Source organism: Brevundimonas sp. Marseille-Q4549 (assembly GCF_976940555.1).
Genome location: NZ_CDRHXG010000001.1, coordinates 795700 through 822151, shown reverse-complemented (window position 1 = coordinate 822151; position 26452 = coordinate 795700). Strand labels below are relative to the sequence as shown.

The 26452-nt window shown below is 69.6% G+C and carries 29 protein-coding genes; 22 read left to right on the top strand and 7 right to left on the bottom strand.

The features are described 5' to 3' along the window. Nucleotides 1-38: 38 nt before the first annotated feature. From ACWPV3_RS04165 to ACWPV3_RS04150, 4 genes are all read right to left on the bottom strand, one after another. Entirely contained in the window at nucleotides 39-608 is a 570-nt protein-coding gene (locus ACWPV3_RS04165; protein WP_312734728.1) for a CC0125/CC1285 family lipoprotein, read from the bottom strand. Nucleotides 609-708: 100 nt separating this feature from the next. After that, the gene (locus ACWPV3_RS04160) at nucleotides 709-1341 is read right to left on the bottom strand and encodes a LysE family translocator (protein ID WP_453976955.1); all 633 of its coding nucleotides are present in this window, start codon (nucleotides 1339-1341) and stop codon (nucleotides 709-711) included. A gap of 61 nt (nucleotides 1342-1402) precedes the next feature. Next, a complete protein-coding gene (locus ACWPV3_RS04155) occupies nucleotides 1403-1990 on the bottom strand; it encodes a hypothetical protein (protein ID WP_292086621.1) in 588 nt (195 codons plus the stop codon). A gap of 81 nt (nucleotides 1991-2071) precedes the next feature. Beyond that, nucleotides 2072-2518, bottom strand: coding sequence for a translation initiation factor IF-2 (locus tag ACWPV3_RS04150; protein ID WP_313452018.1), 447 nt, complete (start codon nucleotides 2516-2518; stop codon nucleotides 2072-2074). Nucleotides 2519-2717: 199 nt separating this feature from the next. On the opposite strand from ACWPV3_RS04150, the gene ACWPV3_RS04145 reads away from it, so the two are divergent. The 3 genes from ACWPV3_RS04145 to obgE all read left to right on the top strand — a co-directional run bounded on the left by ACWPV3_RS04145 (nucleotide 2718) and on the right by obgE (nucleotide 6357). After that, entirely contained in the window at nucleotides 2718-4868 is a 2151-nt protein-coding gene (locus ACWPV3_RS04145) for a response regulator (RefSeq protein ID WP_453976952.1), read from the top strand. Between the two features lie 89 nt (nucleotides 4869-4957). Next, nucleotides 4958-5260 carry an energy transducer TonB gene (locus tag ACWPV3_RS04140; protein WP_313452021.1) on the top strand — a complete coding sequence of 101 codons (303 nt, stop codon included), beginning with the start codon at nucleotides 4958-4960 and terminating at the stop codon, nucleotides 5258-5260. Between the two features lie 50 nt (nucleotides 5261-5310). After that, entirely contained in the window at nucleotides 5311-6357 is a 1047-nt protein-coding gene (obgE, locus tag ACWPV3_RS04135; protein WP_292086618.1) for a GTPase ObgE, read from the top strand. Between the two features lie 6 nt (nucleotides 6358-6363). Here obgE and ACWPV3_RS04130 read toward each other — a convergent pair whose 3' ends face one another. Beyond that, on the bottom strand, nucleotides 6364-7509 hold the full coding sequence (locus tag ACWPV3_RS04130; RefSeq protein WP_453976951.1) for an AI-2E family transporter: 1146 nt from the start codon (nucleotides 7507-7509) through the stop codon (nucleotides 6364-6366). A 96-nt stretch (nucleotides 7510-7605) separates the two neighbouring features. Between ACWPV3_RS04130 and ACWPV3_RS04125 the strand changes: the two genes are divergently transcribed. The 12 genes from ACWPV3_RS04125 to ACWPV3_RS04070 all read left to right on the top strand — a co-directional run bounded on the left by ACWPV3_RS04125 (nucleotide 7606) and on the right by ACWPV3_RS04070 (nucleotide 17672). Next, entirely contained in the window at nucleotides 7606-9165 is a 1560-nt protein-coding gene (locus ACWPV3_RS04125; protein WP_453976950.1) for a helicase HerA-like domain-containing protein, read from the top strand. A 54-nt stretch (nucleotides 9166-9219) separates the two neighbouring features. Further along, nucleotides 9220-9777 (top strand): NifU family protein, encoded by a 558-nt coding sequence (locus ACWPV3_RS04120; protein WP_312734746.1) that lies wholly within the window; start codon nucleotides 9220-9222, stop codon nucleotides 9775-9777. Nucleotides 9778-9832: 55 nt separating this feature from the next. Then, entirely contained in the window at nucleotides 9833-10417 is a 585-nt protein-coding gene (locus tag ACWPV3_RS04115; protein WP_453976949.1) for a helix-turn-helix domain-containing protein, read from the top strand. A gap of 45 nt (nucleotides 10418-10462) precedes the next feature. Continuing rightward, on the top strand, nucleotides 10463-10867 hold the full coding sequence (locus ACWPV3_RS04110) for a helix-turn-helix domain-containing protein (RefSeq protein ID WP_453976948.1): 405 nt from the start codon (nucleotides 10463-10465) through the stop codon (nucleotides 10865-10867). A 72-nt stretch (nucleotides 10868-10939) separates the two neighbouring features. After that, entirely contained in the window at nucleotides 10940-11632 is a 693-nt protein-coding gene (tsaB, locus tag ACWPV3_RS04105; RefSeq protein ID WP_453976946.1) for a tRNA (adenosine(37)-N6)-threonylcarbamoyltransferase complex dimerization subunit type 1 TsaB, read from the top strand. Then, nucleotides 11629-12072, top strand: coding sequence for a GNAT family N-acetyltransferase (locus ACWPV3_RS04100; RefSeq protein WP_453976945.1), 444 nt, complete (start codon nucleotides 11629-11631; stop codon nucleotides 12070-12072). Before tsaB ends, ACWPV3_RS04100 begins: the two co-directional genes overlap by 4 nt. 27 nt (nucleotides 12073-12099) lie before the next feature. Further along, nucleotides 12100-12579 (top strand): Fur family transcriptional regulator, encoded by a 480-nt coding sequence (locus ACWPV3_RS04095; RefSeq protein WP_453976943.1) that lies wholly within the window; start codon nucleotides 12100-12102, stop codon nucleotides 12577-12579. An 85-nt stretch (nucleotides 12580-12664) separates the two neighbouring features. Beyond that, the gene (miaB, locus tag ACWPV3_RS04090) at nucleotides 12665-14149 is read left to right on the top strand and encodes a tRNA (N6-isopentenyl adenosine(37)-C2)-methylthiotransferase MiaB (RefSeq protein ID WP_453976942.1); all 1485 of its coding nucleotides are present in this window, start codon (nucleotides 12665-12667) and stop codon (nucleotides 14147-14149) included. Next, on the top strand, nucleotides 14149-15135 hold the full coding sequence (locus ACWPV3_RS04085; RefSeq protein WP_453976941.1) for a PhoH family protein: 987 nt from the start codon (nucleotides 14149-14151) through the stop codon (nucleotides 15133-15135). The genes miaB and ACWPV3_RS04085 overlap by 1 nt, the downstream gene beginning before the upstream one ends. Continuing rightward, nucleotides 15132-15590: an rRNA maturation RNase YbeY gene (gene ybeY / locus ACWPV3_RS04080; protein WP_453976938.1), complete on the top strand. Its 459-nt coding sequence runs from the start codon at nucleotides 15132-15134 to the stop codon at nucleotides 15588-15590. Before ACWPV3_RS04085 ends, ybeY begins: the two co-directional genes overlap by 4 nt. Nucleotides 15591-15593: 3 nt before the next feature. Further along, a complete protein-coding gene (gene lnt, locus ACWPV3_RS04075) occupies nucleotides 15594-17243 on the top strand; it encodes an apolipoprotein N-acyltransferase (RefSeq protein WP_453976937.1) in 1650 nt (549 codons plus the stop codon). A gap of 15 nt (nucleotides 17244-17258) precedes the next feature. Further along, a complete protein-coding gene (locus ACWPV3_RS04070; RefSeq protein ID WP_292086602.1) occupies nucleotides 17259-17672 on the top strand; it encodes a helix-turn-helix domain-containing protein in 414 nt (137 codons plus the stop codon). A 3-nt stretch (nucleotides 17673-17675) separates the two neighbouring features. On the opposite strand, the gene greA is transcribed toward ACWPV3_RS04070, so the two are convergent. Then, entirely contained in the window at nucleotides 17676-18155 is a 480-nt protein-coding gene (greA, locus tag ACWPV3_RS04065; protein ID WP_453976936.1) for a transcription elongation factor GreA, read from the bottom strand. A 64-nt stretch (nucleotides 18156-18219) separates the two neighbouring features. Between greA and ACWPV3_RS04060 the strand changes: the two genes are divergently transcribed. The 7 genes from ACWPV3_RS04060 to ACWPV3_RS04030 all read left to right on the top strand — a co-directional run bounded on the left by ACWPV3_RS04060 (nucleotide 18220) and on the right by ACWPV3_RS04030 (nucleotide 24831). After that, entirely contained in the window at nucleotides 18220-19470 is a 1251-nt protein-coding gene (locus tag ACWPV3_RS04060; protein WP_453976935.1) for a TIGR03862 family flavoprotein, read from the top strand. Continuing rightward, nucleotides 19470-21134, top strand: coding sequence for a M28 family metallopeptidase (locus tag ACWPV3_RS04055; RefSeq protein WP_453976934.1), 1665 nt, complete (start codon nucleotides 19470-19472; stop codon nucleotides 21132-21134). The genes ACWPV3_RS04060 and ACWPV3_RS04055 overlap by 1 nt, the downstream gene beginning before the upstream one ends. 15 nt (nucleotides 21135-21149) lie before the next feature. Next, nucleotides 21150-22013: a bifunctional DNA-formamidopyrimidine glycosylase/DNA-(apurinic or apyrimidinic site) lyase gene (gene mutM / locus ACWPV3_RS04050; RefSeq protein WP_453976933.1), complete on the top strand. Its 864-nt coding sequence runs from the start codon at nucleotides 21150-21152 to the stop codon at nucleotides 22011-22013. Nucleotides 22014-22017: 4 nt separating this feature from the next. Next, nucleotides 22018-22557, top strand: coding sequence for a DUF1697 domain-containing protein (locus ACWPV3_RS04045; RefSeq protein ID WP_453976932.1), 540 nt, complete (start codon nucleotides 22018-22020; stop codon nucleotides 22555-22557). Between the two features lie 3 nt (nucleotides 22558-22560). Continuing rightward, nucleotides 22561-23004, top strand: a complete 444-nt coding sequence (locus ACWPV3_RS04040; protein WP_453976931.1) for a hypothetical protein — start codon at nucleotides 22561-22563, stop codon at nucleotides 23002-23004. 59 nt (nucleotides 23005-23063) lie between these two features. After that, nucleotides 23064-23852: an enoyl-CoA hydratase-related protein gene (locus tag ACWPV3_RS04035; RefSeq protein ID WP_453976929.1), complete on the top strand. Its 789-nt coding sequence runs from the start codon at nucleotides 23064-23066 to the stop codon at nucleotides 23850-23852. Between the two features lie 61 nt (nucleotides 23853-23913). Beyond that, nucleotides 23914-24831, top strand: a complete 918-nt coding sequence (locus ACWPV3_RS04030) for an alpha/beta fold hydrolase (protein ID WP_453976928.1) — start codon at nucleotides 23914-23916, stop codon at nucleotides 24829-24831. 28 nt (nucleotides 24832-24859) lie between these two features. Here the strand turns inward: ACWPV3_RS04030 and ACWPV3_RS04025 are convergent, their stop codons facing one another. Continuing rightward, complete coding sequence (locus tag ACWPV3_RS04025) at nucleotides 24860-26386, bottom strand: S41 family peptidase (protein ID WP_453976927.1); 1527 nt, start codon at nucleotides 26384-26386, stop codon at nucleotides 24860-24862. Nucleotides 26387-26452: the final 66 nt, after the last annotated feature.

Below are 26452 nucleotides of genomic sequence, written 5' to 3'. Positions count from 1 at the left end.
GGGAGAGGGCTTGAGCTGACGGCGGCGAAAGCCGTCGGTTACGACGTGGGGCGCGTGACCTGCGGGCCCAGGTTCTGGATCACTTCACGCGCGTCGAAGGCGTTGGGGTCGTTGGCGGGCTTGGCGCCCCGGCCCATGACGATCTCGGCGTTGGCTTCGAAGCGATCGACCTGGCGGACGTCGAAGTCGTTGGCGCCCCAGCCCCAACGGTCCCACGGGCTCCAGAAGCCGCCGCGATAGTAGCGCCACGACGGACCCCAGTAGGGGCCATAGAAGCTGCTGTAGCGCGAGTAGAACGGATCGGGCGTGGCGACGTAGCGGGTGTCGCGGTCCGTGGCGCGGTTGACGGTGGCGAACCAGTCATAGCCGCTTTCGGCCGTCAGCTCCGCCGAGCGCAGCAGCAGGCCCATCTCGACCTGTTCGCGCGATGTGACGGAATTGCCCGAGAAGCTGACGCGGAAACGGTTGTTCTCCAGCCGCTGTTCGGCATAACCGCCGCGCTGGCCGTTCAGCCCGGCGGGTTGGTACGGCGTCGCGGTGGCGCAGGCGGCGAGCGCCAGCCCCGCCGCCACCGTCATCGCCAAGGTCTTTAAGGGGAGGGCTTTCATGACATCAAACTCCTTGATCGCCCATTCGGGCGCGCTGACGGCTGAACGGAGCATGAACGGCGGCGTTCAGCCTGCAATTTAGGACGAAGCGGGGCGGCGTCTAGAGCCTTGCGACGATCAGCAGCGCCGCCGTCATCAGAAGCATGCCGACGAAGACGCCGAACGCCTTTCTAAAACGGGGCTGCTGCATCCGCCGCGACAGGGCCGCACCGGACAGGGCGTAGGCGCTCATCGACATCATATCCATGCCGATGACGGCGACGGCGAATAGGGCCATCTGCGGCGCGACCGGCCGGCTGACATCCACGAACGGCGGCAGGACGGCGGTGAAGAACAGGATGGCCTTGGGGTTGGCGATCTGCACGGCGAAGCCGTCGACGAAGGCGCTGCGGCCTCTTCTGACGACGAGGCGATCGGGCTGACCGGCCGTGGTGAAGGCCCCGCGCAGCGCCTTGACGCCCAGCCAGGCGACATAGACGGCGCCCAGGACGGCGACGACCTTGAAGGCGGCGGGGAAGGCCTTGACCAGGGCGGCCAGACCCAGGGCCGCCGCACCGAACCAGACCAGGGTGGCGACGTTCATGCCCAGCACCCCGAACAGGGCCGAGGCGCGCCCCTTCTCCATCCCCGTGGCGACAGCGAACAGATTGGCCGGGCCGGGCGTCACGGCCATGACGGCCATCACCCCCAGGAAGGTCGAATAGAGGTGCGGATCGACGGGAAGGGCGGCCATGCGGCGCGGTGTCGCCCCGCCTCGCCCCCCGGTCAAGCGTCGATCAAGCGCCGATCAAGCCTCAGGGGCGGCGTGGTGCGGGCGGCGGCGGCGGGGCCTCGGGCGCTTCCGGTCGTTCCGGCGCCTCGATGCTGTCCTCGACGGCGTCGGCGGCCTGGTCCAGGGCGTATTGAGCGATCAGGCCGTAGGTTTCGATCTGATCCTTGTCGGGATTGGTCCAGGCGCTGTTGCGAACGACGCCTTCGCCGGCGGCGACGCCGTGCGCCATGCCGTCGGCCATGGCCTGTTTGACCTCGGGGTCGTTCAGGGCGTCCTGGACCAGGGCCTCGACGTCGATGTCCTGCAGCGCCTGGGCGGCGACCTCGCCCGCGTGCTGGGTCGCTTGGGCGGTGAAGGCGGTCACGTCCGGCTGATACTCGGCCCACAGGGCGGCGACGCGGCGACCGCGTTCCGCCTCGCTGAGGCCGGCGTCTTCTGAAATGGCTTCGGCGCGTTTGCCGAACTCTTCCATGCGCGCCTCGAACGCCGATGCGGCGGCGTCCAGCCGGGCCTCCGCCGCATCGGCGGCAGGCGCGGGTCCATCCTGGGCCAGGGCCGAAGACAGGGGCAAAAGGGCCAGGGCGGCGGTCAGGCTGAGCAGGCGGATCATGGGAAGAGGCCCCGTTGACGACCCGCGTAAACTCGACCCAAGGCGCCCCGGCCTCAAGTGAAATCGCGGTAAGGCGCGGCCTTACCGGGGCGTGGCCGGACCGGCCGACGCGGCGACCGCGCCTTCGATCTGGGCGCGGACCATGGCCGGGATGGCCTTGATCTGCTGTACCGCCTCGGCGATCTCGTCGGCCGCCGCGGCCTGGGTCGCCGCGAACGTCTGGACATCGTCGGCGAAGGCGTCGACCTCGCCCTGATAGCGGGCCTGGACCGCATCGAGGTCCGTCTTGGCCTTGGCCTTGTCCGACTGGGCGGCGGCGGCCTGCATCTCTGCGGCCATGGCCTGAATCTTCTCGCCGAAGGCTTCGGCCCTGGCCTCGAACGCCGCTTCCTCGGAGCTCTTGGCGGCGTCGTCCGCGGCCGGCGCCTGGGCGGCCGGGGCCGGCTGCGGCGTCGCGACGGCCTGGGCGAAGGCGGGGGCCGCTAGGGCCAGAACGGCGGCGGCCGCGACGAAGGACAGAGGACGCATGGGAAGACTCCGGGCGTCGGCCGGAATGGCCGGAAACGCGAACCCCGGACTATATCGGAAGCTAAGAGGGTCCGTCACCCGCCCTTGGCCCGAGAACCGCGAACCTCGGGCTGGGAGCCGCACCGGATCGCCCATCCGCAATTGTACGTAGAAATTACAGGTGCGGATTTTTAAGACCTGAACGCCCAAGGTCGGTCTCATGGGGTTCAGAACGAAGACCTTGGGGCGCGGACGGTGGCGGTTCTTCCGCCATGACGCCGGTCAGGCGGCGGGCCCGCCCGCATGGGCCTATGTCCTGCTGTTCGCGGCCTGTCAGCTTCTGGGCCAGTGGAGCCTGAGCACGCTGCACGTCATGGTCATGTGGCCGGCCAACGCCGTCCTGCTGGCCGCCGTATTGCAGCTTCACCGACGACCGGCCCTGGCGGTTCTGGTCTGCTGTTTTTCGGTCAATCTGATCGGCAACGTGTTCCGCGGCCAACCGGACGTCTTCACCCTTGTCAACGCCGTGCTGAACCTGGTTCAGGTGCTGGCCGCCGCCCTTCTGGCGCGGCGTCTGTGCGGCGCCGCGCTGGACATGCGGCGACCCGCCCGCCTGTTCCGATTCGCACTCGGCGCGGCCGTCCCCGCCGTGGCCCTGAGCACCGCCCTGGCCGGCGTCATCGCCCTGGCCACCGGACGGCTGTCGCCGGAGGTGCTGAGCTTCCGCCTGCACCACCTGTTCGACATGGAGCTGCTGGCGATGATGATCTTCACGCCGTCCCTGCTGCTTCTGGCGCGCAGTCATCGCTTCTCCCAGGACGCCGTGGCGCCCGCCGCCGAGGTCGTCGCCTTGATGGGATTGGTCGTGATCGCGACCGTGTGGGGCTTTGGCCAGACCGTGGCGCCGATCCTGTTCGTGGTCTTCCCGCCCTTGATCCTGCTGGCCTTCCGGCTGTCGCCGCCCTGGACGGCCTTGGCGGTCATCGCCATCGCGGTGATCGGGGGCGCGGCGACCGTAACGGGACACGGCCCGGTGACGCAGACCCATGTGGCGCAGAACCCCGCCCTGTCCTCCATTCCGCTGATCATGCGCCAGATGAACGTCTTTCATCTGTTCCTGCTGATGGTCGTGGCCACCGCCTTGCCGATCACCACCCTGTCGTCGGAACGGCGCAGACTGGTGGCCCAGTTGCGCGCGCGCACCGCCGCCGCCCTGGCCGCCCTGCAGCGGGCCGAGGCGGCCGACGTCGCCAAATCCCGCTTCCTGGCCCTGATGAGCCATGAAATGCGCACGCCCCTGACCGGCGTGACCGGCTATGCCGATCTGCTGGCGCAACGTCCCTGCCTGGACGAGGAAGGCCGCCGTCAGGTCGAAGCCCTGCGCCTGTGCGGCGAGGCCATGCTGCGTCTGGTCGAGGACCTGCTGGAGGTGTCGCGCGGCGGCGGCGAGGTGATGCTGAGACCCATCGACGTGCGCGCCCTGATCGACGAAGCGGTCGCCCCCGCCCGCGAATGGGCGGCCGTTCGCGGCCTGGATTTCACCGTCTCGATCGCGCCGGAAGCCGAAGGGACCGTGCTGACCGATGCACGACGCCTTCGCCAGACCCTGCACCATCTGTCCGGCAACGCCGTCAAATTCACCAGCCGTGGCGGCGTGGACATCGCCGTGGATCGGGTCGACGAGCGGCTGCGCATCGCCGTCAGGGACACCGGATGCGGCATGGGCGACGCCGTGCTGTCGGGCGTGTTCAGCCTGTTCGCCCAGGCCGACGCCAGCACCAGCCGCGCGCATGAGGGCGCAGGCGTGGGCCTGGCCCTGGCCAAGACCCACATCGACCGCCTGGGCGGGACGATCGGGGTCGAGAGCGTCCAATGGACCGGCACGACCTTCACCCTGATCCTTCCCGCCGAAGTCGTCGCCGCCGCCGCGCGCGAGGCCGACGCCCCGCGCGACGATGGCCGGATTAGGGTGCTGATCGTCGACGACCATCCGGCCAATCGCGACCTCCTGCGCATCATGCTGCAGGCGGCCGACTGCGAGACGACCGAGGCGCGCGACGGCCAGGAAGCCCTGGACGCCGTGGCGGCGGGCGCCTTCGACCTGGTGCTGATGGACGTGCGCATGCCGGTGATGGACGGCCTGGCCGCCACCCGCGCGATCCGCGCCCTGGACGCGCCCGTGTGCGACCTGCCGATCCTGGCGGTCACGGCCGAGGCCATGCCCGAGGACGCCGCCCGGTGCCTGGCCGCCGGCATGGACGGCCATCTGGCCAAGCCCGTCACCCAGGCCCGTCTCTATGCGGCGGTGACGGAGGTGCTGGACGCCGCCGCCGAAAGAGCCGCTACGGCCCAGACCGCCCGAGCGGCCTGACGGGGACACCGTGCGACGAGGGCGTCCGATGCGGACGCCGACGCTGTCGTCAGGATTGCGTCGCGATGGAGCAATGCTAGATTTCGGCCATGTTTGTCGCTCTCTTCGCCGCCGCCGCGATTCAGGCCGCGCCTGCCCCGCCGCCCGTGATCTGGATCGACCCGCCCCGGATCGAGACGCCGCCCAGAGCCTTGGAGGCAGGCGCTTCTGGTGTCGTCGTGCTTCGGTGCGAGTTCAACACGCAGGGACGAGCGACCAATTGCCTGGTCGTTTCCGAGACGCCGCCGGGACTGGGCTTTGGTCGAGAAGCCCTTCGCGGGGCGCGCATGGGCCGGGCGCAGGTCGACCAGGCCGGACCGCGTGAGGTTACGCTCAACTTCCAGACGCGATGAAGCGGCGGTCGCGCCTGTAAATCGCCGTCGTCTTTTGGCATAAGCCCGCGATGAAGTTCCTCGATCAGGCCAAAATCTTTATTCGCTCGGGCAACGGCGGCGCGGGCTCCGTGTCGTTCCGGCGCGAGAAATTCATTCCCAACGGCGGGCCGGACGGCGGCGACGGCGGGCGCGGCGGCGACGTCTGGATCGAGGCGGTCGAGGGGCTGAACACCCTCATCGACTATCGCTACCAGCAGCATTTCAAGGCCCAGACCGGCCACCACGGCCAGGGCCGTCAGATGCACGGCGGCAAGGGCGAGGACGTCGTCCTGAAGGTGCCGGTCGGCACCCAGGTGCTGGACGAGGACAAGGAGACGGTCCTCCTGGACATGGATGCGCCCGGCAAGACCGAACTGCTGCTGAAGGGCGGCAACGGCGGCTGGGGCAACACCCGCTTCAAGGGGCCGGTCAACCAGGCGCCGACCCACGCCAATCCGGGCCAGGAAGGCCAGGAACGCTGGATCTGGCTGCGGCTGAAGCTGATCGCCGACATCGGCCTGGCGGGCCTGCCCAATGCGGGCAAGTCCACCTTCTTGGCCGCGGCCAGCGCCGCGCGGCCCAAGATCGCCGACTATCCCTTCACCACCCTGACGCCGAATCTGGGGATGGTGGACCTGTCGCCGACCGAGCGGTTCGTCATCGCCGACATCCCCGGCCTGATCGAGGGCGCCAGCGACGGCGCAGGGCTCGGCACGCGCTTTCTGGGCCATGTCGAGCGGTCGGCCAGCCTGATCCACCTGGTGGACGGCACCCAGGACGACGTCGCCGCCGCCTATCTGATCATCCGCGGCGAACTGGAGGCCTATGGCGCGGGCCTGGCCGACAAGACCGAGATCCTGGCCCTGAACAAGATCGACGCCCTGACGCCCGAGATGCGCGAGGAAAAGGCCGCCGAGCTGGAAGCCGTCGCCGGTCGCCGGCCCATGCTGGTCTCGGGCGTGTCGGGCGAGGGGGTGCCGGCCCTGCTGCGCGCCGCCTGGGCCGAGGTGAAGAAGACGCGCGGCGCCCTGGCCGGGGAAGGCGCGGCCGATCAGATCAGCGGCTGGCAGCCCTGACCGGCTCTAGCCCGCGGCTTCGGCATCGCCCTTGGTCGCGGGCTTTCGGCGTGGTTTCGGCGGCGTCTTCCCGCCTTTGCGCGGGCCCTTGTCGGCATAGGGCTCGCCGTCGCCCGACAGCAGCACCGCCATCCAGCGCGAGCCCTGGAACTCGGCCAGGACGGCCATGGCCATGACCGCCAGCGGCGTGGACAGGAACATGCCGACCACGCCCCACAGCTTGCCCCAGAAGGCCAGAGCCAGCAGAACCACCACCGGGTCGATGTTCTGATTGTCGCCCTGCATGCGCGGCTGGATGAAGTTGCCGACCACGAACAGGATGATCTGCAGGCCCACCAGCAGAATCACCGCGGGCCAGTAGCTGGAGAACTGCACCAGGGCGAACAGCGGCGGGGCCAGGCCCGCGACCGCCCCGCCCAGCACCGGAATGAAGCCGACGATGAAGATGACGAAGGTCCAGAACTCGGCGTTCTGAAGCCCGACCGCCCGCATCAGCAGCCAGGCGGCGGCGCAGATCATGATCCCGGTCACGGCCTGGACCCACAGATAGCCCTCGACCCCGCCGCGCACCCGCTGGAACACTGCGACCGCCTCGTCCCGGTGGGTCTTGCCGGGGAACATGGCGACGATTTTGCGCTGGAAGCCCATCTGCGAGGCCAGGAGAAAACCCAGATAGACCAGGACGAAGAAGGCGCTGGAGGCGATGCCCTGCACCTGCATGGCGGTCGAGGCCAGATAACCCCGGATGTCGATGCTGTTGATCAGGTCCTGGGCCGTGGGCGGATTGACCAGGTGGAACAGGCCGTAGACGTCGCGGATGATCTGGTCGATGCGCGGGCCGATGTTCTGGGACACGCCCGACGCCTCGCCGAAGAATCCGGCCGCTCCGTTCACGATGATGCCGATTGAGGCGAAGAAGGCCAGGACCACAAGGGCCAGGGCCCCGACCCCGGCCCAGCGGCGCGGCAGGGGCGTGCGCGCCTCGATGGTGCGCTTGACCCCGTCGATCATGATCAGAAGGAAGATCGCCATGGCCAGGGGAGTCAGTATGTCCCGCAGCCAATAGACGGCGGCGCCCGCCGCCACGGTCGCGATCACGGCCAGGGCGTTGCGCGACGCGGTTTCGGGCGGGGTGACGATGGCGCTTTTCATGATCCTGTCATCGGCTTGAGCATCGAGCGCGTCAATCGCTGTTCCGGGCGCGGCGATCATGCTCTAGAGCTTGGCGCAACGCTTGCGGAGACCGGCATGTCCGACACCCCCACCGGCCTGTTCATCGGCCAGTCCGACGCCAACGCGCCGGAGACCCTTCTGTTCAACCGGGCCAATCGCCACGGCGTCGTCGCCGGCGCGACGGGCACGGGCAAGACCGTCACCCTGCAGATCATGGCCCAGGGTTTCTCGGACGCCGGGGTGCCGGTCTTCTGTTCGGACGTGAAGGGCGACCTGTCGGGCATCTGCCAGCCGGGAACGCCGAACGAGAAGCTGACGGCGCGGGCCGAGAGCATGGGCCTGACCCTGACCCCGCGCGCCGCGCCGACGGTGTTCTGGGACCTGTACGGTCAGAAGGGCCACCCGATCCGCACCACGGTGTCCGAGATCGGGCCGGTCCTGATGGCGCGGATGCTGAACCTGAACGAGGTGCAGGAAGGCGTTCTGACCGTGGTCTTCCACGTCGCCGACAAGGAGGGCCTGCTGCTGCTGGACCTGGGCGATCTGCGCAGCCTCCTGGTCTATGTGGGCGAGAACGCCGACCGGATCGGACGCGAGGTCGGCAATGTGGCCCCCGCCTCCATCGCCTCCATCCAGCGCGCCCTGCTGCAGCTGGAACAGGAGGGCGGCGCCGCCTTCTTCGGCGAACCGGCGCTGCGGCTGGAAGACATGATCCGTGTCGGCCTGGACGGCCGGGGTCAGGTCAATGTGCTGGATTCCACCCGCCTGATGAACAGCCCGCGCCTGTATGCGGCCTTCCTGCTGTGGCTTTTGTCGGAGTTGTTCGAGCAGCTTCCGGAGGTGGGCGATCCCGACAAGCCGCGCCTGGTCTTCTTCTTCGACGAGGCGCACCTGCTGTTCAACGACGCGCCCAAGGCCCTGTTGGAGAAAGTCGAACAGGTCGTGCGCCTGATCCGGTCCAAGGGGGTCGGCGTCTATTTCGTGACCCAGAACCCGGCCGACATTCCCGACACCGTCCTGGCCCAGCTGGGCAACCGGGTGCAGCACGCGCTTCGCGCCTATACGCCTTCGGACCAGAAGGGGCTGCGCGCCGCCTCGCAGAGCTTCCGAGTCAACCCGGCCTTCGACACGGCCGAGGCGATCCAGGCCCTGGGCGTGGGCGAGGCCCTGGTCTCGCTGCTGGACGAAAAGGGCGCGCCGACCGTCGTCGCCCGCACCAGGATCAGGCCGCCCGATTCGCGCCTGGGCCCAGCGACCGACGCCGAGCGCGCCGCCGTCATGGCCGCCAGCCCCGTGCGCGGCGTCTACGACCAGGCCGTGAACCGCGAATCCGCCGAGGAGATCCTGGCCGCGCGCCATGCCGCCAGCGATCAGGCCGCCGCCCAGGCCAAAGCCCAGGCAGACGCCGCCAAGGCCGCCGAGGCCCAGGCGAAGCTGGACGCCAAGGCGGCCGCCGCCCAGGCGAAGGAACAAGCCAGGGAACAGGCGCGCGTCGCCCGCGCCCCTGCCGCGCCGCGCCGCTCGACCCGCGAGACGCCGATCGAGTCCCTGACCAAGTCGGTGCTGCGCACGGCCGGTTCGACCCTGACCCGCGAACTGCTGCGCGGCGTGCTGGGCGGGTTGAAGCGACGCTGAGGCTTCCTGCGCCGACCCCTTGCAACAGGGCGGGGGACGGCGCATCTCCCGCCCATGTTCATCCAGACCGAAGCCACGCCGAACCCCAATGCGCTGAAGTTTCTGCCGGGCCGCGAGGTCTCGCCGAACGCGGCGCTGGAGTACCGCACCATCGACGAGGCGACCGCCTCTCCGCTGGCCGAGGCCCTGTTCGAGCTGGAAGGCGTCGACGGCGTCTTCTTCGGCGCCGACTACGTCTCGGTCACGCGTCATGAGCTGGGTCCCGACTGGTCGGCGATGAAGCCGGCGGTGCTGGGCGTGATCATGGATCATTTCGTTTCGGGTCAGCCGCTGACGCGCGGCGGCGACGGCGAGGCGGCCCACGCCGAGGACGACAGTGAGATCGTCGCCGAGATCAAGGCCCTGCTGGACAGCCGCATCCGACCCGCCGTGGCCCAGGACGGGGGCGACATCCTGTTCGATTCCTTCGACGAGGAGACCGGCGTGCTGTCGCTGCGTATGCGCGGCGCCTGTTCCGGCTGCCCGTCGTCGTCGGCGACGCTGAAGGCGGGGGTGGAGCAGATGATGCGCCACTATGTCCCCGAGGTGACGCGGGTCGAACAGACGATCTGACCGCCGGGGCGGTTTCCACCTCGCCAGACGCGCGGCGGGGCGCCATCTTAAGTTGATGGCTCGCTTCGTCCCTGACCCAGAAGTTATTCGCCTCGGGGAGGCCCTGGCCGTTCTGCGCCGGGAGCGCGGCCTGTCCCAGGCCGAGGCGGGCGCCCGGCTGGACATGACCAGCCAGGGTTGGGGCCTTTATGAATCCGGTCGTCGCCCCGGCCTGTTCCGCCCCGACGTGCAGCGCCGTCTGACCGCCGCCCTGGACTCTACGCCCGAGGTGCTGGCCCTGACGGCCGCCCGCATCGTCCCGCCGCTGGCCGAGCGGACGCCGCAGGGGCTGGAGAGCAAGGGGCGCGGCTTCGACGGTCCGCCTGTCCTGAAAATCCGCAGTCTTCGCCTGACCGACGACGGCCTGTCACCTTGGGCGGGGGCGGGGGTGACGGTGGATTATCGGCCGGGCCAGCTTCCCCGCATGGGCCAGGGATGCGTGGTCGAGATGACGGACGGGGCGATCCTGGTTCGATTGTTCGACGGCGACGAAGGCGCGACGGTTCGCCTGCGTGGGGCCGGGGCGCTGGATCGCCTTGAGACCCTGCCCCGCGACCGCATCCGGCGGATTTCGGCCGTTGTGGCGCGTCGCGAAGAATGAAACGAAATGGTTGCATGCGCGGTCAGGTTGTGAAAGGACTGGGGCATGGACACCGATCCCGCCCCGCCGCCCAGGACGCCCCGATCCGTCGATGCGATCGACGTGGCGGTCGGCGAACGCATTGCGGCGCGCCGGGCGGCGCTAGGCCTGTCGCAGACGGCCTTGGCCGAACGAATCGGCGTCAGCTGCCAGCAGGTCCAGAAATACGAGGGCGGGCGCAACCGAATCTCGGCCGCGCGCCTGCACAGTCTGGCCGCAGCCCTCGGCCTGCCCATCGCGGCCTTCTTTCCAGCGGGCGCCGAGGCGGAGGAGACCGGGGAGGTCTCGATCATGCGCGCCCTGGCCGCGACGCCGGAGGGACGCAACCTGGCGCTGGGCTTTTCCCGAATCGAGGATCACGCCGTGCGCCACGCCTTGACCCGGCTGGTCAGCGCTCTGGCCGCCGCCTGACCCCAAACGCCTGACCGCCGCCGCCCGGACCGGACGGTTTCGCCGACGGTCCTCGAGCGCTAGAAGGCCGGCATGAGACTTCTCGTGATCGATACGGCGCTGGGCGCCTGCACGGCGGCCGTGTTCCAGGACGACCGGCCCTTGGCGGTGCGGTTCGAGCCCATGACCAAGGGCCACCAGGAACGGCTGGGCGGGCTGGTCCGCGACGTGGCGGCCGAGGCGGACGGCGGCTTCGAGGCCCTGGACCGGATCGGCGTCACCGTCGGGCCGGGGTCATTCACGGGGCTTCGGGTCGGCCTGGCCTTCGCGCAAGGATTGGGCGCCGCGCTGGACCGGCCGGTGGTCGGGATTTCGACCCTGGCGGCGCTGGCGGCCTCTCTGGACGACGGAGACGGCCCGGTCGCGGCCCTGATCGACGCCCGGCGCGGCCAGGTCTATGCACGGCTGTTCGAGGAGGGTTCGCCCCTGGGGCCGGATGAAGCCCTGACGCTGGACGTCGCCGCCGCCCGCATCGCCGCCCTGTCGAAAGCGACCGGCCAGCCTGTGCGTCTGGTCGGCGGCGGCGCGTCTGTTCTGTGCGAGGCCTTTCCCGACCTGGCGGCGGGCGCGGTCGATCCGAGAGCGGCGCCGTCGCCCGAGGCCCTGGCGCGGCTGACGCTCGCCGCCGACCCGGCCGCCTGCCCGCCCCGGCCCCTCTATCTGCGCGCCCCCGACGCCACGCCGCCCAGCCGCCTGCCGGGCCAGCCGCGCCAGCCCGTCGCATGACGCCGCCCGACCCCTCGGTCCTGGCCGCCCTGCACGCTCAGGCCTTCGCCGCGCCCTGGGACGCGGCGGCCTTCGCCGACCTTCTGGCCCAACCGGGCGTCTTCGCCGTGGTCGAGACGGACGGTTTCATCCTGATCCGCCTGGTGCTGGACGAGGCGGAAATCCTGACCCTGGCGGTGCGGCCCGCCGCCCGGCGCGCCGGGCTGGGCGGGCGTCTGGTCGGCCAGGGGGCGATCCAGGCCGCGCGGGGCGGCGCCCGTCGCCTGTTCCTGGAGGTGGCCGAGAACAACGCCGCCGCCCGCGCCCTGTACGCGCGGGCCGGCTTTCACTCCCTCGGCCGGCGAAAGGCCTATTACGCCGCGCCGGACGGCGGTCGGACGGACGCCCTGGTGCTGGGACTGGACCTTGCGGCGAATCCCGCCACGGTCCCGCTTCCCTGATGCGATCCGAACCCCTATTCTAGGCGCATGGACCGGATCGAGAAACTCTGCGCCGACCGCGGCATGCGTATGACCGAACAGCGTCGGGTGATCGCCCGCGTGTTGTCGAACGCCGAAGACCACCCCGATGTCGAGGAGCTGTATCGCCGCGCCTCGGCCATCGACCCGCACATCTCCATCGCCACCGTCTATCGCACCGTGCGCCTGTTCGAAGAGGCGGGCGTGGTCGAGAAGCACGACTTCGGCGATGGCCGCAGCCGCTATGAAGAGGCGGGCGACGACCATCACGACCACCTGATCGACACCAAGTCGGGCGAGGTGATCGAATTCTTCGACGCCGAGATCGAGCGGTTGAAGTCGGAGATCGCCGAACGCCTGGGCTTCCAGCTGATCGGCCACAAGCTGGAGCTTTACGGCGTGCCGATCGAAGGCGCCGAACCGTCCAAGCGCGAGGGCCTGATCTTCACCCGCCACGCCGCCCGCGTCGATCCCGAGACCGCCGCCTGACCCAGGCCGTGCGTCTGCAAGGCTTTCGGTCGCCGGGACCGCGCTCAAGTAGCGCGAAGCGCAATAGCGCACTAAAAAGCCCCTCATGACCGAGACCCTTGAGACCGCCGAGGCTGGACGCGCGCCCGAGAAGCGCCTGTTCATCAAGACTTACGGCTGCCAGATGAACGTCTATGACTCCGAGCGCATGGCCGACGTCCTGCGTCCGCTGGGTTATGCGACGACCGACGATGCGGCCCAGGCCGATTTCGTCATCCTGAACACCTGTCACATCCGCGAGAAGGCCGCCGAGAAGGTCTATTCCGAACTGGGCAAGCTGAGAGAACTGAAAGAGGCCAAGGCGGAGACGTCCGGCGCGACGATGACCATCGCCGTCGCCGGCTGCGTCGCCCAGGCCGAGGGCGAAGAGATCATGCGCCGCCAGCCGGCGGTCGACATCGTCGTGGGCCCCCAGGCCTATCACCAGCTGCCCGAACTGCTGACCCGCACGGCGCGGGCGCGGGGGGAGCGGATCGGCGCCGACTTCGCCCCCGACGACAAGTTCGACGCCCTGCCGGTCGCGCGCGGAACCACTGGCCCGACCGCCTTCCTGACGGTGCAGGAGGGCTGCGACAAGTTCTGCACCTTCTGCGTGGTGCCCTATACCCGCGGCGCCGAATGGTCGCGGCCCCTGGCGGCGGTGCTGGAGGAGGCCCGCGCCTTGGCCGATCGCGGCGTGCGCGAAGTCACCCTGCTGGGCCAGAACGTCAACGCCTATGACGGCGAACGGTCGGATGGAAAGAAGGCGACCCTGGCCGAACTGGCCTATGCCCTGGCCGAAATCCCCGGCCTGGACCGCATCCGCTATACGACCAGCCACCCCAACGACATGTCCGACGACCTGATCGCCGCCCATGGCGATCTGGACGCCCTGATGCCCTATCTGCACCTGCCGGTTCAGTCGGGCTCGGACCGCATCCTGCGGCTGATGAACCGGAAGCACGGTCGCCAGAAGTATTTCGACCTGATCGACCGCATCCGCGCCGCGCGGCCGGACATGGCGCTGTCGGGCGACTTCATCGTCGGCTTCCCCGGCGAGACGGATCGGGAGTTCGAGGACACGCTGGATCTGGTGCGGCGGGTCAACTACGCCAGCGCCTTCTCCTTCATGTACTCGCCCCGCCCCGGCACGCCTGCCGCCGGCATGGGCGCGCAGGTGCCGTCCGAGGTGTCGAAAGAGCGGCTGCATCGCCTGCAGGCCCTGCTGTTGGAACAGCAGGTCGCCTTCAACGCCGCCCAGGCGGGCCGAACCCTGAACGTCCTGTTCGAGAAGACAGGCCGTCACGGTCGCCAGGCCATCGGCCGGTCGCCCTATCTGCAGTCGGTCCATGTCGATGATGCGGATCATCTGATCGGCCGGATCGTTCCGGTCCGTATCGTCAGCGGGCAACAGAACAGCCTGACCGGCGAACTGATCCCCGACGGGCTCGATCAATCGCGCCCCGCGGGCGAGGCGGCGGCCCAAAACCCCGGGCTCAAGCAGCCGAGCCCCGCGGGCGCGGCGTTAGCCCAAGAAGAAAAGGCGGCCTAGTGGCGCGCGAGTCCGATTTCGTTCCCCTGAACCATGCCGAACTGCAGGCCGTCGTCGGCCCCAACAGCCGACACGTCGCCCTGATCGAGGACGCCTTCAAGGTGCTGATCGAGGCGCCGGGCGGCGGGGTATCGATCAACGGCGGCACGCGCGACCGGTCCGACGCCCGCCGGGTGGTCGAGGACCTGGCCAAGCGCGCGGCCCTGGGCGCCGAGGTGACGGAGGCCGACGTGCGCGCGGCCCTGGGCCTGGCGCGCGGCGGCAAGGGCACGCCCGGCATGGCGGCGGCGGGCGTGTCCCTGCCTGGCGGCAAGCGCGGCGCCATCGTGCCCAAGACCAAGGCCCAGGCGGCCTATCTGGACATGCTGGGGCGGTGCGAACTGACCTTCGGCGTCGGCCCGGCGGGCACGGGCAAGACCTTTCTGGCGGCGGCCTATGGCGCCAGCCTGCTGCGGCGCGGGCAGGTGGACCGGCTGGTCATCACCCGCCCGGCGGTCGAGGCGGGCGAGAAGCTGGGCTTCCTGCCGGGCGACCTGAACGAGAAGGTCGATCCTTATCTGGCGCCCATCTGGGAGGCGCTTAACGACATCCTGGGGCCCGAGGACGTGCAGCGTCGGCGCGACAAGGGTGAGATCGAAGCCGCCCCCATCGCCTTCATGCGCGGCCGCACCCTCAGCCACGCCTTCGTCATCGTGGACGAGGCCCAGAACACCAGCCGTCTTCAGATGAAGATGGTTCTGACGCGCCTGGGCGAAGGCGCGCGGATGGTGGTGACGGGCGATCCGTCCCAGGTCGACCTGTTGAACCCGCGCGATTCCGGCCTGGCCCACGCCCTGCGGATTCTGGAGGGGGTGGAGGGCGTCGGCGTGCTGAAGTTCGGCGCCGCCGACGTGGTGCGTCACGTCATGGTCGAGCGGATCGTGCGCGCCTATGACGCCGACGCCGCGCGCGGGCGTCCCACGCCGGACCTCGAAGACCCGGCATGATCCCGGGAACGATCGAAGTCGAGATCGAGGCGGACGCCTGGACCGCCGCCCTGCCCGAGGCCGAAACGGTCGTGCGACGCGCGGCGACGGCGGCGCTGGGAACCGTCGCGGGCGATGTCGTCGTCCTTTTGACCGACGACGGGGCAGTGCGCGATCTGAACGCCCGGTTCCGCGACAAGGACCGGTCGACCAACGTCCTGTCCTTTCCGGCGCCCGAAACCGCCGAGCCGCATCTGGGCGACATCGTCCTGGCCTACGGCGTCTGCGCCGATGAGGCGGCGGCCCAGGGCAAGAGTCTGGCCGACCATCTCAGCCATCTGGTCGTGCACGGCGTGCTGCACCTGCTGGGCCGCGATCACGAGGACGACGCCGAGGCCGAGGAGATGGAGGCTGAGGAGCGCGAGATTCTGGCCGGGATCGGCGTCGCCGACCCCTACGCATCCGAGCAGGACTGACCGATGTTTCCAGACACCCTGCTTGACCGTTTCGCGACCCCGATCCGCGCCCTGCCCGAGCGGCGTCGCGCCTGGACGTGGCGGGCGATCCGCATCGTCCTGGCCCTGCTGGCCGGGGCAGGCGCGGCCTTCGCCCACCCGCCTTTCGGGGTGCTGATCGGCCTTCTGGGGTATCCGCTGCTGATGATCCTGTCGGAGCGGTCCGACCGGCCGCGCGGCGCCTTCTGGATGGGGTGGCTGGCGGGTTTCGCCTATTTCTTCGTCGGCTGCTGGTGGGTGGCCGAGGCCTTCTTCGTCAATCCCGAACAGGCGTGGATGGCGCCCTTCGCCGCCAGCCTGCTGCCGGCGGGGCTGGGCCTGTTCTGGGGCGGGGCCTGCGCCCTGTATCGCCGCTTCGCTCCCATTGGGGCGGTGCGGGTCCTGCTGTTCGCCGCCCTGTTCTGCGCCTTCGAATGGCTGAGAGGCCATGTGCTGACCGGCTTTCCGTGGAACCCGGCCGGGGCGACCTGGCGCGCCGGCGGCGGCATGTCGCAGTTCGCCGCCGTCGTCGGCGTCTATGGGCTGAGCCTGGTCACGGTCGGCGCGACGGCGGCGCTGGCGCCCCTGATCGGGCCCGGGGTGCGGCGTGGGCGGCTGATCTCGGCGGGGCTGGGGCTCGGCGCGCTGCTGGCCGTCGGCCTGTTCGGCGCCGCGCGCCTGGCCCAGGCGCATCTGACCTTCACCGACACCGTCGTGCGCCTGGTCCAGGCCGATGTGAAACAGGAGACGAAATGGTCGCCCGAGGCCTATCGCTCCATCGTCGATCGCTATCTGGCCCTGACGGCCCAGGCGCCGGTCGAACCAGGCGGGCGCGTCCCGAACGTCGTCGTCTGGCCCGAGGGCGCCCTTCCCGCCTCGGCCAACGACGTCTTCGCCTCGGCCGACGCCCAGGCCCTGGCGGCCGCCGTCCGGCCCGGCCAGACCTTGATGATCGGCCTGGCGCGCGGCGAGCCGGACCTGACGGCGCCCGAAGGTGCGCGCTACTACAACAGCCTGTTCGCCCTGCGCAGCGAGGGGACGGCGGGCCTGCGCGTCGCGGCCGTCTATGACAAGCATCGGCTGGTCCCGTTCGGAGAATATCTGCCCCTGGGGTCGCTGATGACCGCCATCGGCCTGCGCAGCCTGGTGCATATGCCCAGCGACTTCTCGGCCGGGCCGACGCCCAGCCCCATCGCCGTGCCCGGCGCGCCGCCCGCCCAGGTGCTGATCTGCTACGAAAGCCTCTATCCCGGCTTCACGCCCGGCGCGGCGGGACGTCCGGACTGGATCGTCAACGCCTCCAACGACGCCTGGTTCGGCGCCACATCCGGACCGCGCCAGCATCTGAATCTGGCCAGCTATCGCGCCATCGAGACCGGCCTGCCCATCGCGCGGGCCACGCCGACCGGCATCTCGGCCATGATCGACTCCTGGGGCCGGATCGTGGACGGCGAGAAGCTGGAGCCCGGCGTCATGGGGGTGATCGACGCCCCCCTGCCGCGCCCGACCGACGTGACCCCCTATGGCCGATTCGGCGACTGGCCCTTTTTGATCGCTCTTCTGGCAGCCTGCGCCCTATCCTTGTGGCCGTCGATCCTGCGATCTAAGGTTCGCCTGGAGTCGTCCGTGATTTGAGCTGAGGGGAACGCCATGGCGCGCAGCGGGGAAGAGGACATCCATCCGGTCGATCGCCACGTCGGTCGCCGCGTTCAGGAAAAGCGCCTGGGCCTGGGTCTCAGTCAGACCGCCCTGGCCCAGGCGGTCGGCGTCAGTTTCCAACAGGTGCAGAAGTACGAGAAGGGGACCAATCGCGTCTCGGCCTCCAAACTGTTCGAGATCGCCGAGTTCATGCGAGAGGAGATCGCCTTCTTCTTCGACGGTTATTCGTCACGGCGACCCGGCCTGGCCGAAGAGACCGCGCCCGTCTTCGAGCATGACTTCCCCATGACCAAACACAGCCTGGAGATCAGCAAGCTCGCCCCGCGTCTGCCGTTGCGCAAGCAGAAGGCGGTCGTGCAGATCATGCGCGAGATGCTGGACGACGGGGCCGACAACGACGCCTGAAGCCTAGTCGACCGCGACGATCTCCGCGGTCTGGCCGGCGATCCGGACCTCGTCTCCGATCTGTCTGCCCAGCACGGCCCGGGCCAGGGGGGAGACGTGGCTGACGGATCCCTGCGCCGGATTCGCCTCGTCCTCGCCGACGATGCGCCAGGTCTGGACGCGGCCGTCCTCGCGTTCGACGCCGACGCTTCCGCCGAAGCGCACCCGGCCGTCGCAGGCCCCAGGTTCGACCAGTTGGGCCGAGGCGCGGCGGGCGGACCAGTAGCGCAGGTCGCGCGTGGCGCGGGCCATGGCTGTGCGGTCGCTGTCGATGGAGCCCTTCACCTGGGCGGCGGCGTAGGCCGCCCGCGCCGAGGCCAGTTCGGCCTCGATCAGGGCCAGACCCTGGGGCGTGACCAGGTTGGGGTGGGGCGAGATCGGCCGGTCCGCCAGGTCGGCGGCGGTGGCTTCCAGATCTTCCTCTCGGGTGAAGGCGACGCTCATGACAGGGAACATAGCGACGCCGCCCGCTATAGCCAGCGCGACCGCGAGCGGGCAAAGCGGGGATATGAGCGAAACCTCCTCCGTCCATGTCATCGGCGCCGGTCCCGCCGGGCTGATGGCGGCCGAGCGGTTGGCGAACGCGGGCCTGCGCGTCGTCGTGCACGAGCGGATGCCGTCCGTGGCGCGCAAGCTGCTGATGGCCGGACGCGGCGGGCTGAACCTGACCCATTCCGAGCCGCTGGACCGGTTCCTGCCCCGCTATGGCGCGGCCCAGGCGACGGCGACGGACTGGATCGCGACCTTCACCCCCGGCGATCTGATCGCCTGGGTGGAGGGGCTGGGTCAGCCGACCTTCGTGGGGTCCAGCGGGCGGGTGTTTCCCCGGGCGATGAAGGCTTCGCCGCTGTTGCGCACCTGGCTGGCGCGGCTGGAGGGATTGGGGGTCGGGGTGCGCACCCGCTCGCGCTGGATCGGGCGACGCGACGGCGCCTGGATGTTCGACACGCCCGACGGCGAGCGGATGGAGCGACCGGACGCCGTCGTCCTGGCCCTGGGCGGAGCCAGCTGGCCGCGTCTGGGTTCGGACGGCGCCTGGAGCGGAGAGGTCGAGGCCCTGGGCGCGACGCTGTCGCCCTTCCGGGCCGCCAACGCCGGCTTCGACGTGGCCTGGTCGCCCCTGTTCCGAGAGCGTTTCGCCGGACGACCGGTGAAGGGAATCGCCCTGACCCACGCCGGACGCACCGTGCGGGGCGAGGCCATGATCGCCGCCTATGGGATCGAGGGCGGGGCGGTCTACGCCCTGTCGGCCGACCTGCGCCGGACGCTGGAGCGGGAAGGCCGCGCCGAGCTGATCCTGGACCTGAAGCCCGACCTGACCCCGGCGCGCCTGGCCGAATGGCTGGCCCGGCCGCGCGGCAAGGCCAGCGTCTCCAACCATCTGCGCAAGACAGCCGGACTGGACGCGACCGCCGTCGCCCTGCTGCGCGAAGCCGGGCCGCCGCCAGAGACGGCACAGTCTTTGGCCGAACGGATCAAGGCCCTGCCCCTGACATTGACCGGCATGCAGGGGCTGGAGCGGGCCATCTCCTCGGCCGGCGGCGTGCGGCTGGACGCCCTGGACGAACGACTGATGCTGAAGACCGCCCCCGGAGTCTTCCTCGCCGGCGAAATGCTGGACTGGGAGGCGCCGACCGGCGGCTATCTGCTTCAGGCCAGTTTCGCCTCGGGGGCCGCGGCGGCGCGTGGCGTTCTGGACTGGCTCGACAGCCGGAGCCGAGCGGGGCAGGCTGTCCCTCCATCGTCCCGGAGTTCCTGATGCGCCCTTCCCTGATCGCCTTGTCCGGCCTGTCGCTGGTCCTGTCCTCGCCCGCCTGGGCCGGCGATGCGCCGACCATCGACGCCGAACGGATGAACCAGGCGGTGCGGGTGCTGGCTTCGGACGAGTTCGAAGGCCGCGCCCCCGCCTCGGCGGGCGAGGAGAAGACGGTGGCCTGGCTGGTCGAACAGTTCCGCGCCGCCGGCGCCGAGGGCGGCGGGCCGGACGGGTCGTTCGTCCAGGTCGCCCATCTGTCGCGTACGCGCCAGGACGGCCCGGCGACCATCGTCGCCCATGTCGCGGGCCATGGCGGGGGCCATGTCGGGGGGCGGGCGATCGACCTGGTGCGCGGGCCGGACGTCCTGGTCTCCAGCGACCGGCCGGTCAGCCATATCACCGTGACGGACGCGCCCGTCGTCTTCGTCGGCTATGGGGCGACCGCGCCCGAGCGTCAGTGGGACGACTTCAAGGACGTGGACGTGCGCGGCAAGGTGATCGTCGTCCTGGTCAACGACCCGGATTTCGAAGCGGCGGCGGGCGATCCCGTCGCGGGGATGTTCGACGGCCAGGCCATGACCTTCTACGGCCGCTGGACCTACAAATTCCTGGAGGCGGGTCGTCGCGGGGCGGCCGGCGTTCTGGTGGTGCATGAGACGGCGGGGGCCGGCTATCCCTGGTCCACACTCCAGAATTCGTCGGCCGCGCCCAAGTTCGACATCGTGCGCGCCGACCCGGACGCCGAACGCGCGCCCTTCCAGGGCTGGATTCAACGGGCCAAGGCCGAACAGCTGTTCACTGCCGCCGGCCTGGACTTCGCCGCCCTGAAGGAAAGCGCCCGCCGCGCCGACTTCCGCCCCGTGGTGCTGCCGGGCCTGACCCTCAGCGTCGATTTCGGTCAGGTCGCCGACCGGGTGGAGACCAAGAACGTCCTGGCCCGCATTCCGGGTTCGGAACATCCGGACGAAACGGTGATGTACGGCGCCCACTGGGATGGTTACGGCGTCGGCACGCCCAACGCCCAGGGCGACAAGATCTACAACGCCGCCGTGGACAATGCGACGGGTGTCGCCGCCCTGCTGGAACTGGCCCACGCCTTCGCCGAGGGGCCGCGTCCCAGGCGATCGGTCGTTTTCGCCGCCTGGTCGGGCGAGGAGGCGGGCCTGCTGGGCTCCACCTACTACGCCGCCAATCCGGTCTGGCCGCTGGAGACGACGGTGGCCGACATCAATGTCGACAGCCTGCTGCCGGGAACCGAGGTCGATCCCAACGTCGTCGTCATCGGCAAGGGCAAGAACCAGCTGGACGACATTCTGGCCCGTCACGCCGCCGCGACCGGCCGGGTGCTGATCGCCGATCCAGCGCCCCAGGCGGGGGCCTTCTACCGCTCGGACCACTTCCCTCTGGCGCTGAAGGGGGTGCCGGCCCTGTTCCCGGCGGCGGGCTTCACCGGCGCCAGCGCGGCCAGCCGCGACTATGTCCAGAACCGCTACCATCAGCCTACGGACGAATGGGACGAGACCTGGCGGATGGACGCCGCAGCCGCAGACGTCGCCCTGATCTACGCCGTGGGCCGCGAACTGGCCGACAGCGAGCAATGGCCCGACTGGAACCCCGGCGCCGAGTTCGGCCCGGCGCGCGACGCCTCCAGAGGGATGCGGCGTTAAGGTCGAACCACAGCCATGCCCGAACTTCCCGAGGTCGAAACCGTCCGACGCGGCCTGACGCCGGTGCTGGAGGGCGCGCGTCTGTCGCGCGTTCGGATCAACCGGCCCGACCTGCGTTTTCCCTTTCCCGAGCGGTTCGTCGAACGGCTGGACGGCGCGACCGTGCTGCGGATCGACCGGCGGGCCAAATATCTGCTGATGCCCCTGTCCACCGGCGAGACCTGGATCATCCATCTGGGCATGACCGGCCGCTTCACCCTGGACGGGGCGCTGCTGGGCGAGTTCGAGGAGGCGGCGCCCATCGCGGGCAAGCACGAACATTTCAGCGGCTGCGCCATCCGCGACGGCGCCGCGACCCGCATCGGCTACGCCGACGCCCGCCGGTTCGGCTTCATGGGGTTGATCGCGACCGACCTGATCGAGGCCCATCCCTGGTTCGCGGGTCTGGGGCCGGAGCCCCTGGGCAACGGCTTTTCCGGCGCCCACCTGGTCGAGGCCTTCGCGGGCAAGAAACAGAACATCAAGGTGTCCTTGCTTGACCAGCGGATCGTCGCCGGCCTGGGCAATATCTATGTCTGCGAGGCCCTGTACCGCGCCCGCATCTCCCCCCTGGTCGCGGCCGGATCGGTGTCGAAGGCGCGGCTGGAGCGTCTGGCGACCGAGGTCCGAAACGTCCTGAACGACGCCATCGCGGCGGGCGGCTCCACCTTGCGCGACTTCGCCAACGCCGAGGGCGGCCAGGGCTATTTCCAGCACCGGTTCGACGTCTATGGCCGCGAGGGCGAGCCGTGTCGTGGTGAGACATGCACCGGCGTCGTCGCCCGCATCGTCCAGGGTGGTCGTTCCACCTTCTACTGCCCCTCCTGCCAGAAAGAATGACGCCATGAGTGACCGCATCTGCCTGTTGCGCGGCGTAAACGTCGGCGGGGTCAAGGTTCCCATGAGCGAGCTGAAGGCCATCGCCGTCGAGGCCGGTTTCGCCAATCCGCGCACCCTTCTGGCCAGCGGCAATCTGGTGGTCGAGAGCGACGCCGAACCGGCCGATGTCGAAGCAAGGCTGGAGCAGGGGATCGCCGCCCATTTCGGCCGCCCCATCGACGTGATCGTGCGCACGCCTTCGCAATGGGCGGCCCTGATGGCCGCCAATCCATTTATGGATGAGGCCGGGATCGACGGCTCGAAACTGCTGGTCATGGTGATGAAGGCGGGGATCAAGGCCGGCGCGGTCGAGGCGCTGCGCGACTTTGCGGCTGGCGACGAGCGGGTCGAACCTGTCGGCGGCGAGCTGTTCTTCTGGCACCCCGACGGCCTGGGCCGGTCCAAGATGGCGGAGAAGGCCCAGCCGCGCCTGATCGGCGTCGGCACCGGCCGCAACTGGAACACGGTGCAGAAGCTGGCCACCATGGTCGGGTTGGAGGGCTGAGCGATGCGCAAGATCCATCTGTGGATCAGTCTGATCGTCGGCGTCCTGGTCTGGGGCGCCTATTTCGTCCACTTCGTCCAGGGCGTGCGCACCGGCGACCTCGGCGACCTGATCTGGTGGTTCGTCGCCGCCCTGGTCGTCGCCGCCGTCGCCGAGGCCGCCGCCACCGGCCTGATCGCGCGTCTGTTCCGCCGTCGCGAGCGGGCGCTGGACGACGGGCCGACGCTGCAGGCGGCGCTGAAGGCGGGTCACGTCGCCCTGATGCTGCTGGTCGGCCTGGTCCTGATCTCGGCCCTGGTCCTGGCCCTGTCCTCGGTCTTCGGCTGGACGCTGGACCTTTCGGGCGCGCGCGGCCAGGTGATCGCCGCCAATCTGTTGCTGGTCATGGTCGTGGTTGTCGAACTGGCGCGCGCCGCCCTGACCCTGGCCCTGATGCCGCGTCGCTAGACCGCGCGCTGGATCGCCCGACCGCGCCCCTGTATGACCGTCGCCAAAGGAGACCGACCATGGCCGACGCCTACGCCAACCTGCTGATCGAACGCCACGCCGACGGTTACGCCGTCGTCACCCTGAACCGGCCCGAGGCGTTGAATGCCCTGAACGCGGCCCTGTTCAAGGACCTCGCGGACTTTCTCGACAGCGTCGAACATGACGACAGCGTGCGCTGTCTGATCCTGACCGGCGCGGGCGAAAAGGCCTTCGCAGCCGGCGCCGACATCAAGGAGATGGCGGACCAGACCTATGCCCAGATGTACACGGGCAACTATTTCGCCCTCGGCCACGACCGCATCACCCGATTCAGAAAGCCGATCATCGCCGCCGTCAACGGCTTCGCCCTAGGCGGCGGTTGCGAACTGGCCATGCTGTGCGACTTCATCGTGGCGTCGGAGAAGGCGAAGTTCGGCCAGCCCGAGATCAATCTGGGGGTCGCGCCCGGCATCGGCGGCTCGCAGCGCCTGACCCGTCTGGTCGGCAAGTCCAAGGCCATGGACATGGTCCTGACCGCCCGGATGATGGATGCGGCCGAGGCTGAACGCGCCGGTCTGGCCTCGCGCGTCTTCCCCCACGAGACCCTTTTGGACGAGACCCGCAAGATCGCCGCCCGGATCGCCGCGCAAAGCCCGCTGGCGGTCATGGCCAACAAGGAGATGGTCAACGCCGCCCTGGAGACGACCTTGACGCAAGGCGTCCAGTTCGAACGCCGCCTGTTCCACTCCCTGTTCGCCTTCGAGGACCAGAAGGAGGGCATGGCCGCCTTCGTCGAGAAGCGCAAACCCGACTTCAAGGGGCGCTGACTCCGGGTCGCGGCCGCAAGGGCGTCAACCGATCGCCGCGATCCGGCGTTAGGGGCGGATGATGAGCCGATTTCCGCCCGCCCTTGTCCTGTCCGCCGCCCTGGCCCTGGGGGGCGCGCTGCCCGCCTGCGCCCAGACGCCGCCGGCCCTGCCCTTCACCGCCGTCAAGCCGGCCTTCCAGTCAAACCGCATCCTGGTGGACGCCTATGGGCGCGGGCCGGACGTGATCTTCATTCCGGGTCTGGGCTCGACCGGCGACGCCTGGCGCCCCACGGCGGACCGGCTGGCCGGACGTTACCGGGTCCATGTCGTGACACTGCGCGGATTCGGCCGCACCGATCCCCAAGCCAACGCCCAGGGCGCCCTGTCGGCCCCCGCGGCGGCCGAGATCGAACGCTACATCCGCGATCAGGGGCTGGTGCGCCCGGCTCTGGTCGGCCATTCGCTGGGCGGCCAGATCGCCCTGCGCGTCGCCTCCGACCTGGGCGACCGTGTCGGACGGGTCATGGTGGTGGATTCCGCCCCCTTCTTTCCGGCCCTGGTCGATTCTCGCGTCACACCCGCCGAGATCGAACCCCTGGCGCGCCTGGGCTATCAGGCCCTGATGCTGTTCGGCGACCAGGCGTTGAAGACGCAGGTGGCCGGGATGGGCGGCGACCTGGGCCTGGCCGGGGACATGGTGTTCGGCGGCCTGAACCTGCAGGGCGGCGACCGACGTGTGCTGGCGCAAGGGTTGTACGAGGCTCTGACCGTCGATCTGCGTCCGCGTCTGGGACGCATCCGCGCGCCTGTCACCGTCGTCTATGGCTGGACGCCCGATCCCGACAATCCCCGCAACCGGCTGGAGGGCCTGTATCGCTACGGCTTCGCCGCCCTGCCCGATCCGCCCCGGTTCGAGCGGATCGAAGGCGCCGAACACCAGGTCATGACCGACCAGCCCGCCCGTTTCCTGAACGTGGTGGAACGGTTTTTGACGTGACCTGAGGCAGAGCGGTTTCGAACAGACCCTAGTGCACGGCGAGGTCCGCTATCCAGGCGTGCAAGGCAGCATCGTCGGCCATGTCACCTTCGAACAGGCGGTCGGGGCGCTGCGGTTCGTTATTGCCCCGCGCGCGGCCGCGATAGACCTTCATCGGCACGGCGATCTGGGCCAGGCCGCTGGGCAGGACCGGATTGCGGATATCCATATAGACGGTGTCGGCCGAGGTCTCGCGCCCGACCTGGACGGCGCCTGCGGTCTTCCACAGATCCACGGCGTCGAGGCAGGCCGAGCCGCAACTGGAATCGGTGAGAACGTAGACCCGGCCCGACATCAGTTGTGGCACAGATGGGGGGGCAGCGGACGAGGCGGCGCTGTCGTCGTTTGCGTCGCGCCAATAGACCTGGCCCGCAGCCTTCGCCGCCTTCATGCCGGTCACGACCCTTTCGGCCCAAGTGATCATCTGGGGCTGGCCGTTTGCGGCGCGAAGCTGGTCGAGGAAGCTCGACATCTGGGCCAGGTTGTCGTCCGATGCGCGCCATTCGACCGCCTGAACCGTCTGGTCCGAGTGAGCGGCCATCCAGTCGTCGCCCCACAGGATTTGCGCCATCAGTTCGCTCCAGTGCGAGGAGCCGCCGCCGTTTCGGCGCAGGTCAAGCACCACATAGGAGGCCGCGCGCAAAGCCGGCTGTCTCGCCTGCATGTCGGCGATCAGGGTGGTCAGCTTGGCGTACGCTTCGCTGGAAGGATCGCCGTTGAACGACGGCGTAGAAATCCAGAAACCACCGTCGTCGAGAGGTTTGAGTCCGAAGTCGATCGAGGCGCTCTGGATCAGCCGGGCGCGGCGCGCGCCCAGATCATCGGGCGTGGCCCGCCAGTTCAGGGTGTAGGACTTGGTCGCGCCATCGGCCTCGAACCGGCACTGGCGCATTTCGTCGATCCATGGGTTCTGGGCGCTGAGGAACAGCCAGTCTCCGAAGAGGACATGCTGGGCTTCCAGGAACCAGCGGCCGCGGAATTGGCCGATGCGCTGTTCGGCCAGGGTTTCGGCGGCCACGCCGTCGCAGTCGATCAGCCGGGCGTCCAGCGGCGGGGTCGAGGGATCGGTCGCGTCACGGTCGGCCACCACCTGATCGGCGCCGCGATAGACGGTCAGGAAACCGGGCCAGCGCGTGGGGAAACTGTGACCCGGCTGAGTGACGTTAATACCGACGTGGCCGTCCTCGAAGCTGGCGACATAGGCCCGCAGCGCCCACCACCAACCGCCTGCGTCGGTCGTCCTCTTCGCGCGTTCGAGCGCGACGGCCAGTCCTTGGTCCAGCCGAGGTCGGAAGGCGGGATTGAGGGGATCGTACGCCCCCGGATGGCTGTCCACGATGATATCGTGCAGGCCTGTCGCGTCCTGAATCAAGGTCGCCGACCAGTCGCGAGGCTGGTCCATCGGCTTGGGTGCTTCCGCCGTCTCAGCCTGGGGCAGGCCTTGCTCCTGAACTCGCGCCTGGGCCGCGCTCGCCATCGCCAGACAGGCCGAGCCCGCGGCCAGAAATCGTTTCATACTCAGTCACCTTGATCGTCTTGAGCCAAGCGTAGCAGGGTGCCGGAACCTCGCCAATTGCGCCTC